Source organism: Psychroflexus curvus, from assembly GCF_020164585.1.
Lineage (GTDB): Bacteria > Bacteroidota > Bacteroidia > Flavobacteriales > Flavobacteriaceae > Psychroflexus > Psychroflexus curvus.
Genome location: NZ_JAIQZF010000007.1, coordinates 59,078 through 75,905 on the forward strand (window position 1 = coordinate 59,078; position 16,828 = coordinate 75,905).

A 16,828-nucleotide genomic window follows, 5' to 3' on the forward strand; every position below is an offset into this window, starting at 1 on the left:
AGAAGAAATTTTAAGGAACCTCTACTTCGTTTATAATTTTGCTGATCAGGTCTTCAGATGTTATGTTTTCTGCCTCGGCTTCGTAAGTAATCCCAACTCTGTGTCTTAGCACATCATAAACGACGGCACGAACATCCTCTGGAATCACATAACCTCTTCGCTTGATAAACGCATAACATTTGGCAGCAATGGCCAGGTTGATACTACCTCTTGGCGAAGCTCCAAAACTAATAAGGGGCTTAATCTCTGCCAGTTTGTATTTTTCTGGATAACGCGTTGCAAAAACTATATCCAGGATATATTTCTCAATTTTCTCATCCATATACACCTCCCTCACAGCGCTTTGTGCTCGCAGAATCTGATCTGTGGAAACCACTGGATTTATCTTCCCGAAACTGTTGTTAAGATTGGCTCTCATCACCAGTTGTTCATCATCAAAATTCGGATAATCGATAACCGTTTTCAGCATAAATCTATCGACTTGTGCTTCAGGCAATGGATAGGTTCCTTCCTGCTCCACTGGATTTTGAGTTGCCATGACTAAAAATGGCTTATCCAGAATAAAGGTTTCGTCACCAATGGTCACTTGCTTTTCCTGCATGGCTTCCAGCAAGGCTGACTGCACCTTGGCAGGAGCGCGGTTGATCTCATCTGTCAGCACAAAATTGGCGAAAATCGGACCCTTTTTTATGCTGAAGTCATTTTCTTTCATATTGTAGATCATCGTTCCCACAACATCGGCAGGAAGTAAATCTGGAGTAAACTGAATTCTGCTAAAGCTGCCTTGTACAGCTTTAGCCAATGTATTGATGGCTAATGTTTTTGCCAGACCCGGAACACCTTCCAGTAAAATGTGACCCTGACCCAAAAGCCCTATGAGCAGCCTTTCTATCATATGCTTTTGCCCGACAATGACTTTGTTCATTTCATTGGTTAGCAAGTCAACAAAAGCACTTTCCTTTTCTATCTTTTCGTTGATGGAGGCAATGTCTACATTAGTTTGATCCTGTTCCATATTAAAATTCTTATAACGTTATAATCTATTCTTATAATTGGTTGCAAAATGAAAATTATATCCATTCTCTGTTGTTAAGGCTTGGTTAAAAATCAGCGTATTACGATAAGCTTATGAAATAATTCAAATTTTGTTTGAAGTAATCCTGACTATAATTTATAAATCCATTGCTCGGGATTGAGCTTGGTGGTGTTTTTGAATAACTGAAAAATAAGGGTGGTTTTGCCTGAGGAAGAATTGATTCCTACCTCGCCCAGTTCTTCGCCCCTGGCTACTTTGTCTCCAGATTTGACGAATACTTTTTGCAGATTATTGTAAATGGACAAATAGTCTCCATGACGAACCATAACCACAACATTAGCTCCAGGAATTTTGCTCACCTGGCTGACTTCACCTTCGAAAACAGCTCTGGCTTTCCCATTTTTCTCGGTGTCTATTCTCACACCGTTACTCATGATTTTTATGGTTTTTACAATAGGATGTGGCCGTTCACCAAAACGCATAGACACCTCTCCAGACCTCACAGGCCAGGGCAACTTACCTTTATTTTGTGCAAAATCTTTGGCAAGGGCTTTGGCTTCGGGAGTTAGATTGAAAGTCGATTTAGCATCTGAACCACTTTTTTTATTTTCCCTGGCAATGGCTTCTCGAATCAATCGGTTGATTTCTCGATCTATCCTGTTAGCTTCCTGCTGCTTTTGCTTAAGTTCCTTTGCATATTTCTTTTTTTCCTTATTGATACTCGCCAGCAATTGGTTCAAGTTGTTTTTGTCACTCACCAATTTGGACTTTGTTTTTCGGTTTTCAGCAAGAATTTTTTCCTGATCTCTGCGTTGTTCAAACAGCTTATTATTGATACCCTGAAGCTCTTTGGTTTGCTTCATGACTTCTTTCCCCTGCTTTTTTCTATATTGAGCAAACTGCTTCATATATTGAATCCTCTTGTAAGCCTGTAAAAAGGACTCTGAAGAAAACAAAAACATAATTCTGCTTTTGTCGGATTTGCTTCTGTATGACTTTTGAATCATCTGCTCATAATCGCTCTTAAGCTGTTCCAGCTCATTCCTCAACCTGTCGATTTTATTGGCATTGGCATTGATTTCTCTGGTCAATAAATTGGCCTCCTGGTTGTTGACCTGTATTAAACGTTCTGTTACTTTTATTCTTTTCTGAAGGTCTTCGTACTCATTCAAGGCAGAGCGCCCCTTGGTTTCGGCAGTTCGGATGATGCTGTTGATTTCATCTATTTCCTGCTGAATAGACTGACGTTTGGCTTCAAGCTCTTCCCTTGTTTGAGCCTGAAAAGTTAAACTGGTAGTGAGCGTTATAAAAAAAAGTATGTACTGAAGGTATTTCATCAAAGTTCTAAACGTTCGTAATTATTAGGAATTGAAAATGGGAAGGTAAGCTCTTCATCAAAAACAACAGAGCGATAGTCTAAATCTATCAAAATTACTTCACCCTCTTTTTTAGCAGTCATCAGCAATTTGCCCGGAAATTTTTTTTTGTCGACGGATTGAAATCTTGAATAATTCACTTTCAAACTTTCATTCTTTACATTTTGTAAGGATTGAGATTTCATTTCAAACTGGCGGCTGTCAATTATTGCTGAATAGGCCAAAACAGACCTTATATTTTGCAGAAAGACATAGGCATTATCGTCAAAAAGCATCTGATTTCTCTTGAGTTCATACATGGGTCTGCCGATGAGCAGGTTTTGAAGGTTTTCAAAATTGACTTCCACTCCCAAAAATTCTTTTGCCATGGAAAAATCTCCATCAAAATAAGTTCCATTTATCTTCTCGTAATACTGAAACCGATCTGGCGTAATATAAACCTTAGCCACAGGCAATAAACCCATCACTTTGGCGCTCATCCAGATGGCTTTGTCTTTTTCAATTCTATACGTAATGCTGATGGACTGGGAATCCTCTTCAGTTTTATAACCGGCTTTTATTCTTCCACTCACCGTTTTAAAATCTGCTAAGTTATCTTCAAAAGTTCTCAGGACCACTCTGGCCGATTTTTCTTTTGTACCTGTGCCAGTTACTTTAGAAGATTTACAACTTGAAAAAGTTATCAATACGATTAAAACAAAACTTATTTTAAAAAATCGTTTATGCATTAATTTGAGATTATGATTAATTTTTGTCTGTAAGCCTCGGCTTTTTCCTGCTTTCCTAAAGCAAGATAGGATTCTTTCAACGCGCTGTACACTTTTTGCTTAAGCGTGTTATCATCAAAAATATAATCCAAAGCCTCTTCCAGAACATCCACTGCTTCCTGGTGATTATTCAATCGGCCCAGGGCCAGACCTTTTGTGAAATATAAGTAGGCCTGAGAAGGGAAGCTTTGCAAGGCCCTGTCACTTGTTGCCAACACCTCCTTATAGTTTTGTAATTCTATTTCTAATTCCAATATATTCTTAATCAACTTAAAATCGTTAGGCTTATTGCGCAGAGCAGACTTAAAATTTTCCAGGGCTTTATCCTTATCTCTGGATTTATAAAACTCACCTAACTCCGCTTTGCTTGAAGAATTTTTTTCTGAAGAAAGCGCAGAATCCAGTACCGCTACAAAAGCAGCCTGAGCCTCCGTATTTTGTAAAGCTAAGGCTTTAAATGTGTTAATTACTTTCAGCTTGTCTTTTTCATCCAACGTAAGGCTCTCCACCACTTTTCTACTGTAGGTTTTGGCCTCAGTAATATTTTCGCTTATCAGGTGTGCCAAAGCCATTTCAACATAGAGTTCAGATGCAGGTGGCGACTGTTGTTCCAGTTCTTTTCCAATTTCAATGGCTTTTTGAGGCGAACTGCTGAGTCTGTAAAGCTGCATCAATAAAATGGCGGCTCTGCTGTCTTCTTTAGAATTCTGAAATCGATTTTTGAAGAATTCAATACCCTGCCCCAAAAGCGAGCCTTCTTTATAAATAATCATTCGGTAATCATCTCGAAATTCATCGATGCCATTCACTGTGTCAAATTTGTCTAAAGCCCCCAAAGCAGATTGATAGTTTTTCTGAAGCAAATATAAATTGGCCAATTCCTGAAAGTAAACGGGATCAAATTCAGAAATAAACTGAGCTTCTTTTATCGCCTCACTGTACTCTTTCTGCATGGAAAAGACATAAAACAATTGCTTGTGAATGTTCACATTGTTCTGGTACGCTGGGTCTTCTAAGGTTTTCTTTATAAAATTTTCTGCCTTTTCGTAGTCTTTAAGATCGATGTAGTTTTTTGCCAACTCATAAAAAACTGCCGTGCTGTTCGGTTTTAACTCAAGACATTTGTCCAGCGCTTCTATAGCTTTTTCTGGATTTTCTACAGCACGTTGAGCAATAGCTTTAAAAAACACCTCCTGAAATTCGTCTGTGTTATTTCCGAGATCGTCGATATTGATCTCTTCAGATAGATTGTCTTTATCCTGAGCATTGCCAATAGAAACCATCATAAGGCCCAAAAAAAGAAAAAGACGAATAAGCTGGGACATATATTTTATTCTAAAGTGGAATAATCTCCTATACTCACTGAGGTGAACTCTCCATTAAATTTAGCAAAATTACCTATCATGGCTTTGTCTAACTTGGCATTGGTAATTTCGGAGTGTTCTTGGATCAAAGAATTTTTGATAGTACAGTTATCGACAACCGTGCCATTTCCAATAGAAACGTTAGGTCCGATTTTGGCATTTTTTAAAAATACATTTTCACCGATAAAACAAGGCTCAATGATTTCAGCATCATGAATTTTGAGTGAAGATGAAATCAGTTTTTCTTTCTGCTCTTCGTGAATGAAGTTTAGCATACGGGAATTGGTCTCGACAGTCACCTGCTTGTTTCCACAATCCATCCATTCCTCTACCTGACCTGGTTTAAAGATGGCTCCATGTTCCCGCATCTTTTTGATTCCATCATTGATCTGATATTCGCCGCCATGCATAATGTTTTCTTCAATCACTTTTTCCAGCTGAGTTTTAAGCTGACTGACGTCTTTAAAGTAATAGATTCCAATAACAGCCAAATCAGAAACAAAGTCTTTAGGTTTTTCCACAAGCTCTGTGATATGGCCTTCATCGTTTAAATTGACCACTCCAAAGGCTTCGGGATTATTGACTTTTTTTACCCACATCACCGCATCGGCCTCCTTATCCAGTTTAAAATCAGCTTTAAACAAAGTGTCCGCATAAGCTATAACAGCAGGCCCTTCCAAAGAGTCTTTGGCACACATGATGGCGTGCCCGGTTCCAAGTGGCTTATCCTGGTAATAAATAGTCGGTTTAGCCTTAAGTCCTTTAGCGATTTCTTTCAGCTTTTCTTCAATTTCCACTCCAAAATCTTCAGAAATAATAAAAGCGATTTCGTCGATTTCTTCTTCCAGAACCTCAGAAATACCTTCCACAAGGCGTTGAACAATGGGTTTTCCTGCGATAGGGATAAGCGGTTTAGGGATGGTAAGGGTATGTGGTCTTAATCTTGAGCCTCTTCCGGCCATGGGAACTATAATCTTCATAGAATGTTTTTTTATTTAAGGTAACCTTTTGATTTTAAGTCTTTATGAAATTCAACAATATCTTCTGGTATTTCGCCTTGTATCAGCCAATTCACATCAAAACCATTAAAAATGGCATGTTTCATTAGATAATGGTTCTTTCCAATCAAGAGACCGAGTTCTTTTAACTCGTCTTCAAGATCGATAAAATAGTCCTCATGCAACTTATAAATTAGCAGTAATATCTTATAGGCTCTGGCAATGATGGCAACGCACAGCTTTCTGGCTTTATGAAAAGACTGATTTGAGATGTTCTGGCTATTGCCTTTCAAAACTTCGATCAGCAAATGAAGGTTCAGACTGGCTTCTCCAAATTTATCTTTGGTAATTTTCACATGTTCTGTGATTGAACCACTGATGTACCTGATGTCCATATTGAGGTAACCGGGTGAATAAAAGTTGGCAGAAATACGCTGAACTTCCTCTGTAATGCTTTGTTTCATTTCAGCACGACGCTCATCAACCGTTTGGGGGCTTATTAATTCAAATTCCAATCGCTTAGCCAAAATAAGATCTTTTTTGAGCAAACGAAATAAGAGTTTGTCCTTTTCCCTAGCAGGCAAATGACTGATAGCTTCTTTGAATTCTTTGCTAAATTTCATAGGTCAATTTTAACTAAAGTAATTTCAACTTCATTAGTTTTCTCCTGTGCTTCCAAATCCGCCTGTACCTCTTTGGGTTTCAGAAAGCGAATCAACAACCTGAAAATCGGCTTGTTCGTGTGTTGCAAACACCAGTTGAGCAATGCGGTCGCCAGGATGTATGCTGAATTTGTCTTTGGATAAATTGATGAGAATCACTCCCACTTCGCCTCTGTAGTCTGCATCGATAGTGCCGGGCGAGTTGAGTACTGTAATTCCTTTTTTGAGGGCCAGACCACTTCTGGGCCTCACCTGAGCTTCGATTCCCGATGGAAGTTCCAGGAACAAACCTGTTTTGACAAGGCAGCGCTCCAAACTTTCCAGATGAATAGGCTCTTCGATATGTGCCTTGAGGTCTACGCCCGCAGATAACGAAGTTTCGTACTGAGGCAAATCGTATCCCGAGCGGTTAATGATATTTACTTTCATATGTTATTTGCTGTTTATAAGCCTGAATAATTCTTTTTTTTCATTAAAAAATATACCCGCACAAAATATTAAAATAAGCATGATGCCAACAGCATAATTTTCTCTGAAATAGTAAAACGAAATTAGAGAAAATAGAACGGAAACGCAGAGGTAAATTAGCATTTTACCATATTTATAAGGAATGGCATAATGCTTTTGACCCAGGAAAAATGAAATCAGCATCATGCTTCCATAAGCGGCCAGTGTCGCGATGGCTGAACCTACGTAACCGATAATCGGGATGAGCCACAAGTTGATTCCGATGGTAAATACCGCACCGATGGACGAAATGTAAGCGCCATAGCGCGTCTTATCAGTGACTTTGTACCACACCGAAAGGTTGTGATAAATGCCCAGAAATAAGTTGGCTAAAAGAATAATAGGAACAATTTTCATCGCCTCCCAATAACTTTCATCTTGAATTAAAAGTACTTTGAAAAGGTCTACAAATACAATCACGAACAAAAGGATAAGCGTCCCTATAATCACAAAATATTTCGTAATCATGGCATAAGCCGTTTTTGGGCTTTTGCTGGAAGCATGACTAAAAAAGAAAGGCTCTATGCCTAATCGAAAAGCGGTGGCAAACAGAGTCATAAACATACCCAGTTTGTAACAGGCCGAGTAGATTCCTATTTGTTCTTTGGCTATGTTTTCTGGTAACATTCGCTCTAGAAATAAGCGATCCACAACTTCATTGACAGAAAAGGCAACTCCAGCCACCAATACCGGAAGTGCATATTTCAGCATGGATTTCCATAGTTCCCAGTCAAATTGAAACTGAATGCGTTTGTAAAAAGGCGTCAGAAGCAAAAGTGTTATTGCGCTGGCGATGATGAGAGAAATAAAGATGTAACTGACTTCAAAACCAGGGATATAAATGGAATTAAAAAACGCACTTGATGCTGCTAAGTCTTTCAGATACAAAAGGAAAAATACGTTTAAGCCTAGATTGATAGCGACGTTTACCGTTTTTATAATGGCAAATTTCACCGGTTTGCTATTGGCTCTGAGCCAGGCAAAGGGAATAATGGCCAAAGCATCTAAAGCTAAAATCCAAATGATTAATTCTAGATTTCGGGAACTTATCCTCGTGAAATTTTGAATCGATGACATACACAAATAAGCCAAAATAACAAAGGCTGTGGTTGTCACTATAATCGACCAGGTGGAGGTTTGAACGACCTGGGATTTGTCTTTTTCTTTGTTGTAAAACCTAAAAAAAGCCGTCTCCATGCCGTAGGCCAGAATCACATTAAAGATCACAAAATAGGAGAAGATAATCGAATAATCTCCAAATGACGTATTGGCCAAAACACCTGTGTAAAGGGGAACTAAAATCACCGATAGCATCCGAGGGATGACGGTGGCTACTCCATAAATAAAGGTATTCTGAAAAAGCTTTTTGTAGATATTCACGTACTAAGATTGAGTTTTCAAATGTAGCAAAATATCAAGTTAAAAAGCGACAATTGAAGCTCTGGGTTTATGTGATAAGAATAAGAACGCGTATCAATAGATTAAAAGTCAACGCCTTATGACAGTAAACCCATTAAAGACTTTGGAACCAATCAGTATCATACACGTATTTTTCACGCAAAGAACGCAGATTTATATAGTGATGACTATCACTTATTTGCCTGGCTTTGCGTTTTTTCTTTGCGAACTTGGCGTGAGATATATCTTTAATTATCAATGTTTTAAAAACACTGGCTACTTACAAGATTTTTAAAAAACCCTATTTAGCCCATTATTACTTTTAGCTTTTGTCCAGAAAAGCAAGCGTTTTGATCTTCCTTTACTATTTTGATGATATTGTCAGGGTTTGTGGATTCTGGAAAAGGTTCATAAAGTTCCCATTTAGCACTTGTGCGCATCCAATATAAAATTCATTTTTGCCTGGATTTATAAAATCTCATTTTAGCAAACTCTATATATTGTATTTCACCTGGTTTATCCCATACAGGTCGAATTTCATAAAGAATGGCAAGCAATATGTTTTGGGCAGCGTCCACTAATCTCAAATACATCCAAAACAAGATGTCAGGGCTACGCCCCTTGAACTTTGTGATACCTATTTTTCTAAGAAGATAGCAGGGCTAGCGCCCCTATTTGGAAAATATTTTGCAAATTAAAGCATATAAACCTCAAGGAGGATTTTGGGGGGCAGCGCCCTGATATCTCAAATACATCCAAAACAAGATGTCAGGGCTACGCCCCGTTTAACTATTAGCCATATTTCTTGTTGAATTCAGGTTAGTTCTCTTTTAACTTGAAGTTGATATCAACCAGGCTATCTAGATCCGAACATCCGCATCAAGTTAAGAAAGAGCGCGAAGAAATGTATCTATGAGCACACAAGCTAACGGAAGCAAATTCAGAATAAAAAAAATTTACTCCACATGAATCGCGATATCGTCCAATTCATAAACCCCGTTAAACTCACCATCTTCGGTATCCTTGCCCGTGTATCTGAAAGCGATGTAACCACTTCCTTCAAAACACGACATGTCCACAAGGCCGGAACTCACCCAGTCTCCAAAAAACTGATCGTCTGAAACAATAGTCGCATCAGCAACAACACCCCACTCTGCCGTAGAAACGCCTTCTTCGGTGCCATCCCAATTCACAGAATACAGGACCTCCATAAAACTGGCATCCGCAAAACTGTTGGAGGTTTTGAATTCTAAGGTGATTTTGGAATTGGTTTCTACCGGAATTTCGGGAGTGATTAACCAGGAAATCGTATTTGCATCCCCGGAATTGGCAGACCTTACCCTTGCAGAAATGCCCAGGGAAGGGTTGCTGCTATCACTTCGCGAAGCGTAAGCTTCCCAGGTTTCAGTTCCGGCTTCGATATAATTGGTCCAGCCAGAAATAGCGATGGGTCTGTTCCTTCTTTGATCTTCAAAGTCTATAATGATGAAGGCGTTGGCTGCCGTGGAAGTAACCAAACCACACGAAAACACAAGAGGGTCGCAGCGTTCTCCAGTCATATCCACAGCTTCCGGCGAGTTGATGTAGAACGTGAAAAAATCTCCACGGAAGTCTCTTGTTAAAATGCCCTGCATAGAACCAGACCCCGAAGGCAGACTCAGGGTCTTAAAATCTGCAAAGGTACTGGTGCTAAAAATCACTTTATAAGCGCTTGTGCAACTTTCCAAAACACGCTCCCCGTCAAAACTATCTGTGGTTTCTGAAGCGTAGGTTGCTGTTGAATTTTCTGAAAAATAAACTTTGGAAAATTGAACTTCTGTCAGCTCAACATAGGTATTCACCTCTGAAAAGGATAGCTCTGAAAGCTGTCTTTGCAGGGGGATGATATCCGCCACAAGTGTATCTCTTAGAATCGCTTCTTCCACCAGGGCTTCGGGGATTCTTCCAATATCGATGCCATCGGCGATACCCAGTCTTGGTTCGCTGCCCTCTCTTTGCCCTACCGAAAGTCCTTCCAGTCTGATGTATACCTTTCTTCCAAAATCATATTTGGTAAAAAGCGGATTCTTATCCACCTGAACCGCTATGCCAAAGGTTGGATTTTCTGGCTTGTCCTGAACGATTAGTTCTCTGAAGAAATTCCCGGATTCATCGTTAGAAATCACATAGGCTTCCACATAATCCTGAGTGTCTTCAAAAGTATAAGGACCGTTGGCATTTTGTGCCAAAATGCCTTTTAAAACAGAAAGACTCACTTTATTTCCTTCGATTTGAGGTGGACTTTGCTCAAATTGTGGTGCGCTAAACTCATCATCTTCCACGCAGGAACAGAATGAAAATAACACACCTAAACCGAGGAAGAAAAAAACTGAGTATGGATTGAAAGTTTTCATCGCTTTAGTTTTAAGTTTTTTTAAAATCGTATATAAGCACTTAGATAATAAGTCGTTCCAAAGCCGAAGAAATAGCGGTTACCAAATAATGCTCCGTTTTCCCTGCTGAGGTCTTCTCCTCGACTTCTAAAATTGCTGGTTCTGGACTGCTCAAAGCCTCCGGTTTTATAGTCCTGGTCAAGTACATTATTGATGACTCCAAAAAAACCAACATAATAGCTACCGACTCTCCAGGACTTCCCGGCAATGACATTGACAAGCCTATATGGATCAAATCGTTCTTGTTTTAAAATTCCTCCCGCTACCTCTTCATCGTAGTCGTTATAGACAATCCCGTCGGTATCCAAGGCAAAATTATCTGACCTCAACAAACCGCTCGGACTTATGTAAGAATGAGAAAAGTGGTTGACAGTCAGGCCAAGATTCCAGTAGTTGGGATCTCTGTATTCAAATCCCAGTTGATACACTCGCTCTGGTCCTCCCGGAACTCTTAAATCTTTCAGGTCTGTTTTTCCATCTCCAAAACTCAGCTGCAGGTCTGGAAAATTTTGACTCGTTAAGTAAAGTTCTGGATTGGAGGTGTAGATATACTGCCCAAACGAACCAGCCGCTTTTAGTTTCAAGGTTGATAAGATTTGGGCTTCCACCCCAAACTCAATACCGTAATGCAACCTGTCTATCCCCGTCATCACTTCCTGCACAAAGGCATTGTTTTGGTTATTGGCCGAGGGCAGGCCTGTCAGCTCCTCCGTATAATAAAAGCCTACATTGGTTTCATCCTGAAAACCGGTGTAAAACCCACTGACGCGGCCGCTTAAAACCGGGGACTTATAGATATAACTTACATCTGCTGACTGGATGTTCACTTCTGAGATACCGTCCACCGTATCCCCGTTTTGTCTGGCATTGCTGTAAGAATTTCGAAGGGTTGGTGCGTTCTGGAAATAGGCTGCATTTAAGGTAAAAATATGTCGCCCGGACCATCTATAAGTGGCTCCAGCCTTAAGCGCATAAGTAGTGAAATCCAGTTCTTCTCCTGGCCCAAACGATCTGTCTCCGGGAAAAAATCCGTTTTCATAAAGTCCTGTGCGCTGGTAGCGGGTTTTTCCAAAACTTAAGCCCATATAAAAGTCAAGGCTTCGAAATTGAAACTGGGCCTGAGCAAAGGCATCCATGACTGCAGCATCGATTTTGTAATTGTATTTATACCGGTCTCCCACCTGCACCGTCCGGTTGGGAGTTCTTAAGTTGGATTGGGCCAAATCTGACCCCAAACCTGAGAGTAAATCTGTTTCCTCCGCAAAGAAGTCGACGTCCAGGAAGCGTTCACCGCCCAGAAGATCTTCCATCCGGGCAAAGTTTTCGCTTTCCAGACTTCTGTAGTTGAGTCGGGCATTGATGGTGATATTGTCTTTTACTTTATAATCTAAAATCGAATTAGCCATAAACATTTTATCCTCTACCCTATCAGACTGCAAGGCATACGTAGAATTCCCTCCTCTGGACTGGTTCAAATGGTTTGCAAAATAAAGTTCCGTCCAGGGGAACTGCCCCTCAGCCTGAAATTCTCTTTGAGCCAGATAGGCACTTTGATAATCGAAAGGTGAAGGATTTGGGTTTCTCAAATAATAACTCGGTAAATTTTGATAATAAATGGGTGACGGATTTCGGGCGCCTCCCAGGAAAACCTGTTGCCCCGTAGCCGGGTCTTCAAAAAGTCGTGTGCCACCATTATCAATTCTGGTTGTAGAAGAAAACCCAAACTGGTAACCGATATTCGTATTGAGCGAAAGCCTGTCGCTTATGTCCCAATAATGATTCAACATCAAAACAGGTTCCTCCGTTTTTCGGATTCTGGAGTTCCTCTGGATACCATTTAACAACCCCCAGTTTGGATTATATGCAATCCCTTTTAGATCCACCACTTCCTGAGTGACGGGGGTTCCCATCCCTCTTCGGTTGGGCGCATAAAATCCGGTAAAATTTAAGCTGTGTTTATCAGTGATGCGCTTTTCTACGGAAAGTGCTATTGAATTGGCATCGTACAGCGTTCCTTCTCTAAAGCCTTCTTCACCAAATCGCCTGGATAACAGCAAAGAATACGACCAGCCCCCATTCATCAGGCCAGTATTATAGCTTGCCATGACCCTTCCCCGGTAACTCCTGTTGGAACTCGCATAAGACACACGCCCCCCTTTTCGCATTTTGGAAGCTCTCATGATTATGTTGGACACCCCGGCAACGTCTCCAATAGTATAGTCGCTGGCTGATGTACTCATCGAAAACACCCGATTCCTCTGCACATCATTAAGTCCTCCCCAGTTGGCCCAGTTGGGTCTTCCGGTGAATTGCTTGTTCATTTCCAGACCATTGATCAGGAGTTCCCCGTTGGCATTATCCAGGCCTCGCGGGTTAAAAAAAGCGGCGCTGAAATCGAAAGCCGCAGCCCGTAAATACGTATCCTGAGAAGACGCCAGAAGTCCGGAAATATTGAAAGAAGAAGCATCATCCCCATCGAGTTCATCTTCAGATAAAGAAATGGTTCCAATTTGTCGGTTGACTTCACTCATATCAACTTCCAAAAACAGGTCGCCGAGATTAAGAATTTTTCCCTCCTCAATGATAATCGGATAGCGTTTTGATTCGTAATTGGTTCGACTGACCTCTAAAACTTGTTCTCCTAAAGGTAAATTTTGGTTGACAAAGGAAAATTTAGCCTCCGCATCTGTGAGGACCTCTATTCCTGATCCTTCTATAAAAATCCTGGTTCCCGGAAGTGGTTCTTCGGTGTCTAGATCTAAGATGACGCCCACAACATCTGTGGTTTGAGCATAAAACCCAAAGCTGCTTAGTGTCAACACTAATATCACAAGTATTCGCTCAAACCTTGTCATATTTAACTGATTATCAAATGCTTGAATACTACTAAGATATTTAAATAATAGATAAGTTGTATCTTAGGCATTCAAAAAAAGTTTCTCATAAACAGCTTCAAAATGAGATCAGGCATAAAACCACTGGCATTTTTGACAGGTTTTCTGTTGGTGTTGACGGGTTGTCAGTCAACTCAAAACACAGCATCGACCGACCAAAAAAAAGATGATTTTTTCATCACCAGCATTGCGTTTTATAATCTGGAAAACCTGTTTGACACCGAAGACGATCCGAATAAATTTGATGAATCCTCACCTATTATGGAGATTTCTGAAGGTGAACGCGATGCTGTTTACCAAAAGAAAGTTGCCAATATGGCTAAAGTGATTGCCGATATAGGTGCTGAGGTCACGGGAAGGCCACCAGCGGTAATCGGCGTTTGTGAAATTGAAAATTTCAAAGTCCTGCAAGATGTTGTCAACGATAAACGATTATCCCCTTACGATTATGGCATCATCCATTACAATTCTCCGGATGCCAGAGGCATAGACGTTGCACTGTTATATCAAAAGTCCCTTTTCCGCCCCTCCTACTCCAAAGCCCACGAACTTGTACTTTTTAGCGATTCTGACAGCGGTAAACGAAAATATACCCGAGACCAGCTTCACGTCAAAGGCAAACTGGACGGCGAAGACATGCATTTTATTGTGAACCACTGGCCATCCAGAAGCGGGGGTGAAAAAAGAAGTCGTCCCCATAGAATAGAAGCGGCAAGGCTTGCCAAAGCCATTAAAGACTCTATACTCATACAGCAGCCTTATGCTAAACTTATGATCATGGGTGATTTTAATGACGGGCCTTACAATGAAAGCATAAAAGAAGTGCTGGAAGCTAAAGCGCATGCCGACGATGTCAATCTCACCGACCTTTACAATCCTTTCGAAAAGCTTTACAAAAAAGGAGTAGGTACTATTGCCTGGATGGATACCTGGGACCTGTTCGATATGATCCTGGTGACCAAACCTCTAATTAATACAAAAGACTACAGCGCGTACAGGCTTTACCAGGCTCATATTTTCAATCCCTTTTATTTACAAAACCCAAAAGGCCGCTTCAAAGGTTATCCTTACCGCGCCTTTGCCGACGGTGGATTCACAGGAGGCTATAGCGATCACTTCCCTGTCTTTGTCTACCTCATCAAAAAGAAAACCGCTTCTGCTGAAGTCAATCCTTCTGAATAAATAAGATTATTTTAATACCTATTTATCAGTACTGTCGACATAATTCATTTAATTTTAGTTTAAAAATGAAAAATCCCGGTATACCTTTATTGATCCTTACCACCTTAATTCTGATTCTAGTTACTATCTTTGCAGCACTTGGCATGGCTTTTTCCTGGGTGTTTTACCTCACTGTTTTAGGACAGGCTACGCTTGTGTTTGCAGTGTATAAAGTGCTCACCGACGACTACCAGACCGATAAAACCTTCAGGGACTGGTATGAAGATCGTCCAAAGTCAGAAGAGAATAACTAAGGCTCCGTAGTTCAATGGATAGAACAAAAGTTTCCTAAACTTTAGATCTAAGTTCGATTCTTAGCGGAGCTACTATTTTCGAGATCCTCCAAAGTCATACACTTCAGTTAGTCGGGTCTTTAAGAAATGCTAAGTTCGTACCCCAGTTACTAAAATCCCTCAATTCAAATTCCGCTTCTGTATAAAAAAGGCCTTGAGCAGTTTGGAGGCTTCTTCCTGAAGTATTCCAGAGTCCACTTTGGTTTTAGGATGAAGCTTTGTCTGCATGGCTCTATAGCCACGGACTTCATCTTCGGCAGCAAAGACCAGTCGAGACAACTGACTCCAGTACAAAGCCCCGGCGCACATCTGGCAGGGCTCCAAAGTGACGTACATGCTGCAATCTCTGAGGTATTTCCCACCGATAAAATTAGCCGCTGAAGTAATCGCCTGCATTTCGGCGTGGGCGGTGACGTCGACCAAAAGTTCTGTAAGGTTATGGCTTCTGGCAATGATTTGGTTCTTATGCGTAATGATGGCCCCCACAGGAACTTCGCCCTTTTCCAAAGCCATATGGGCTTCTTCCAGGGCTTTTTTCATAAAATAGGTATCGTCAAAAGGGTTTAGCATAGTCAAAAATAGTATTTCTAAATCAAAACTATTCTGATTCCTGAAACTTTGATAATGATTATAAGCATTTCACTATGTGTTTAAGGATTGTTTTAATCATGAAGGTTTCCTTTCGCTTTGCGTATTTTTGTCTATGGATTTTCGAGAACATCTTCGCAAAATTATCCACGTTGATATGGATGCCTTTTACGCCTCTGTAGAACAATTGGATGACCCCAGTTTGAAAGGCAAAGCCCTCGCCGTTGGTGGAAGTTCCAAACGCGGAGTCGTGGCAGCGGCGAGTTATGAGGCCCGGAAACACGGCGTTAAAAGTGCGATGAGTGGAAAGCAGGCCGCTCGGCTTTGTCCACATTTAATATTTGTAAGACCACGATTTGAGCGCTACAAGGATATCTCTCAGCAAATCCGCAAAATCTTTTTTGAATACACCGATTTGGTCGAGCCGCTTTCTCTGGATGAGGCTTATCTGGATGTTACGGTAAATAAATTCAACTTCCCCAGTGCGACGGTTCTGGCCAGGGAAATCAGAGAGAAAATTAAAACTAAGACCGGACTCAATGCCTCCGCCGGAATTTCCATCAATAAATTTATTGCCAAAGTGGCAAGCGACATCAATAAACCCAACGGTCAAAAAACAATACCTCCGGAAGACGTTATCGCCTTTTTGGAACAGCTGGACATCAGGAAATTTTATGGTGTGGGGAAAGTGACCCAGGATAAAATGTACAGACTAGGCATTTTCACCGGCGCTGACCTTAAGCTCAAAACCCTGGACTATCTTCAGGAGCACTTCGGAAAAAGCGGATTGCATTACTATAATGTGGTGCGCGGCATTCATTTAAGTGAAGTTAAGACCTCCCGAATTCGCAAATCACTCGGCGCCGAACGCACCTTTTCTGAAAATATTTCTTCTGAAATTTATATGCTCGCAAAGCTTGAGGATATCGCGGAGGAAGTCGAGAGACGGCTCAAAACCAGTCGGGTTGCAGGAAAAACCATCACCTTGAAATTGAAATACAGCGATTTCAGCGTACAAACCCGAAGTAAAACCCTGAAGCTTTTCATAGCCTCCAAAGCTCTAATAATGGAAGAGACCAGGACCTTACTTTATCAGGAACCTATCAAAGATTCGATTCGGTTGCTCGGAATTTCATTATCCAACCTCAACACAGACCAATCCAAATCGGTTAAAACATCAGCAATTCTCAAAGAAGAACAATTGAAATTGCCGTTTTAAAAACTTAATTCATATGAGGTTTATCCGTGCCCTTTGTGTCTTCGTGGTGAAAAATTACAACAAAGGTACAAAA

At 40.7% G+C, this 16,828-nt stretch carries 15 protein-coding genes and 1 tRNA gene; 4 read left to right on the plus strand and 12 right to left on the minus strand.

Annotation, left to right across the window (positions count from 1 at the left end; genetic code table 11):
• Positions 1 to 10: 10 nt before the first annotated feature.
• The 11 genes from LB450_RS11445 to LB450_RS11495 all read right to left on the minus strand — a co-directional run bounded on the left by LB450_RS11445 (position 11) and on the right by LB450_RS11495 (position 13,395).
• Positions 11 to 1,015 carry an AAA family ATPase gene (locus LB450_RS11445; RefSeq protein ID WP_224488827.1) on the minus strand — a complete coding sequence of 335 codons (1,005 nt, stop codon included), beginning with the start codon at positions 1,013 to 1,015 and terminating at the stop codon, positions 11 to 13.
• 149 nt (positions 1,016 to 1,164) lie between these two features.
• Positions 1,165 to 2,373: a murein hydrolase activator EnvC family protein gene (locus LB450_RS11450; protein WP_224488829.1), complete on the minus strand. Its 1,209-nt coding sequence runs from the start codon at positions 2,371 to 2,373 to the stop codon at positions 1,165 to 1,167.
• A complete protein-coding gene (locus tag LB450_RS11455; protein WP_224488832.1) occupies positions 2,373 to 3,140 on the minus strand; it encodes a DUF4292 domain-containing protein in 768 nt (255 codons plus the stop codon). Before LB450_RS11455 ends, LB450_RS11450 begins: the two co-directional genes overlap by 1 nt.
• The gene (locus LB450_RS11460) at positions 3,140 to 4,504 is read right to left on the minus strand and encodes a tetratricopeptide repeat protein (RefSeq protein WP_224488833.1); all 1,365 of its coding nucleotides are present in this window, start codon (positions 4,502 to 4,504) and stop codon (positions 3,140 to 3,142) included. Before LB450_RS11460 ends, LB450_RS11455 begins: the two co-directional genes overlap by 1 nt.
• A gap of 5 nt (positions 4,505 to 4,509) precedes the next feature.
• On the minus strand, positions 4,510 to 5,523 hold the full coding sequence (locus tag LB450_RS11465) for a sugar phosphate nucleotidyltransferase (RefSeq protein WP_224488835.1): 1,014 nt from the start codon (positions 5,521 to 5,523) through the stop codon (positions 4,510 to 4,512).
• A gap of 11 nt (positions 5,524 to 5,534) precedes the next feature.
• Complete coding sequence (locus LB450_RS11470) at positions 5,535 to 6,164, minus strand: hypothetical protein (RefSeq protein WP_224488837.1); 630 nt, start codon at positions 6,162 to 6,164, stop codon at positions 5,535 to 5,537.
• A gap of 33 nt (positions 6,165 to 6,197) precedes the next feature.
• Positions 6,198 to 6,632 carry a dUTP diphosphatase gene (gene dut / locus LB450_RS11475; RefSeq protein ID WP_224488839.1) on the minus strand — a complete coding sequence of 145 codons (435 nt, stop codon included), beginning with the start codon at positions 6,630 to 6,632 and terminating at the stop codon, positions 6,198 to 6,200.
• A gap of 3 nt (positions 6,633 to 6,635) precedes the next feature.
• Positions 6,636 to 8,090, minus strand: a complete 1,455-nt coding sequence (locus tag LB450_RS11480) for a lipopolysaccharide biosynthesis protein (RefSeq protein ID WP_224488841.1) — start codon at positions 8,088 to 8,090, stop codon at positions 6,636 to 6,638.
• A 323-nt stretch (positions 8,091 to 8,413) separates the two neighbouring features.
• Positions 8,414 to 8,548 carry a DUF3024 domain-containing protein gene (locus LB450_RS13850; protein WP_224488843.1) on the minus strand — a complete coding sequence of 45 codons (135 nt, stop codon included), beginning with the start codon at positions 8,546 to 8,548 and terminating at the stop codon, positions 8,414 to 8,416.
• A gap of 516 nt (positions 8,549 to 9,064) precedes the next feature.
• Positions 9,065 to 10,501, minus strand: coding sequence for a DUF5689 domain-containing protein (locus tag LB450_RS11490; RefSeq protein ID WP_224488844.1), 1,437 nt, complete (start codon positions 10,499 to 10,501; stop codon positions 9,065 to 9,067).
• 20 nt (positions 10,502 to 10,521) lie between these two features.
• The gene (locus LB450_RS11495) at positions 10,522 to 13,395 is read right to left on the minus strand and encodes a TonB-dependent receptor (protein ID WP_224488846.1); all 2,874 of its coding nucleotides are present in this window, start codon (positions 13,393 to 13,395) and stop codon (positions 10,522 to 10,524) included.
• 102 nt (positions 13,396 to 13,497) lie between these two features.
• On the opposite strand from LB450_RS11495, the gene LB450_RS11500 reads away from it, so the two are divergent.
• From LB450_RS11500 to LB450_RS11510, 3 genes are all read left to right on the plus strand, one after another.
• Entirely contained in the window at positions 13,498 to 14,616 is a 1,119-nt protein-coding gene (locus LB450_RS11500) for an endonuclease/exonuclease/phosphatase family protein (RefSeq protein WP_224488854.1), read from the plus strand.
• Between the two features lie 65 nt (positions 14,617 to 14,681).
• Positions 14,682 to 14,909, plus strand: a complete 228-nt coding sequence (locus LB450_RS11505; RefSeq protein ID WP_224488856.1) for a hypothetical protein — start codon at positions 14,682 to 14,684, stop codon at positions 14,907 to 14,909.
• A tRNA-Arg gene (locus tag LB450_RS11510) sits at positions 14,910 to 14,981 on the plus strand.
• Positions 14,982 to 15,068: 87 nt separating this feature from the next.
• Here the strand turns inward: LB450_RS11510 and LB450_RS11515 are convergent.
• A complete protein-coding gene (locus LB450_RS11515; RefSeq protein ID WP_224488858.1) occupies positions 15,069 to 15,518 on the minus strand; it encodes a nucleoside deaminase in 450 nt (149 codons plus the stop codon).
• 133 nt (positions 15,519 to 15,651) lie between these two features.
• Between LB450_RS11515 and dinB the strand changes: the two genes are divergently transcribed.
• Positions 15,652 to 16,755 (plus strand): DNA polymerase IV, encoded by a 1,104-nt coding sequence (dinB, locus tag LB450_RS11520; protein ID WP_224488860.1) that lies wholly within the window; start codon positions 15,652 to 15,654, stop codon positions 16,753 to 16,755.
• Positions 16,756 to 16,828: the final 73 nt, after the last annotated feature.

Bases quoted from the DNA above. Each gene is read 5' to 3' on its own strand.
- LB450_RS11445 (WP_224488827.1), bottom strand. From the start codon at position 1,015: ATGGAACAGGATCAAACTAATGTAGACATTGCCTCCATCAACGAAAAG.
- LB450_RS11450 (WP_224488829.1), bottom strand. From the start codon at position 2,373: ATGAAATACCTTCAGTACATACTTTTTTTTATAACGCTCACTACCAGT.
- LB450_RS11455 (WP_224488832.1), bottom strand. From the start codon at position 3,140: ATGCATAAACGATTTTTTAAAATAAGTTTTGTTTTAATCGTATTGATA.
- LB450_RS11460 (WP_224488833.1), bottom strand. From the start codon at position 4,504: ATGTCCCAGCTTATTCGTCTTTTTCTTTTTTTGGGCCTTATGATGGTT.
- LB450_RS11465 (WP_224488835.1), bottom strand. From the start codon at position 5,523: ATGAAGATTATAGTTCCCATGGCCGGAAGAGGCTCAAGATTAAGACCA.
- LB450_RS11470 (WP_224488837.1), bottom strand. From the start codon at position 6,164: ATGAAATTTAGCAAAGAATTCAAAGAAGCTATCAGTCATTTGCCTGCT.
- dut (WP_224488839.1), bottom strand. From the start codon at position 6,632: ATGAAAGTAAATATCATTAACCGCTCGGGATACGATTTGCCTCAGTAC.
- LB450_RS13850 (WP_224488843.1), bottom strand. From the start codon at position 8,548: ATGCGCACAAGTGCTAAATGGGAACTTTATGAACCTTTTCCAGAATCC.
- LB450_RS11490 (WP_224488844.1), bottom strand. From the start codon at position 10,501: ATGAAAACTTTCAATCCATACTCAGTTTTTTTCTTCCTCGGTTTAGGT.
- LB450_RS11495 (WP_224488846.1), bottom strand. From the start codon at position 13,395: ATGACAAGGTTTGAGCGAATACTTGTGATATTAGTGTTGACACTAAGC.
- LB450_RS11500 (WP_224488854.1), top strand. From the start codon at position 13,498: ATGAGATCAGGCATAAAACCACTGGCATTTTTGACAGGTTTTCTGTTG.
- LB450_RS11505 (WP_224488856.1), top strand. From the start codon at position 14,682: ATGAAAAATCCCGGTATACCTTTATTGATCCTTACCACCTTAATTCTG.
- LB450_RS11515 (WP_224488858.1), bottom strand. From the start codon at position 15,518: ATGCTAAACCCTTTTGACGATACCTATTTTATGAAAAAAGCCCTGGAA.
- dinB (WP_224488860.1), top strand. From the start codon at position 15,652: ATGGATTTTCGAGAACATCTTCGCAAAATTATCCACGTTGATATGGAT.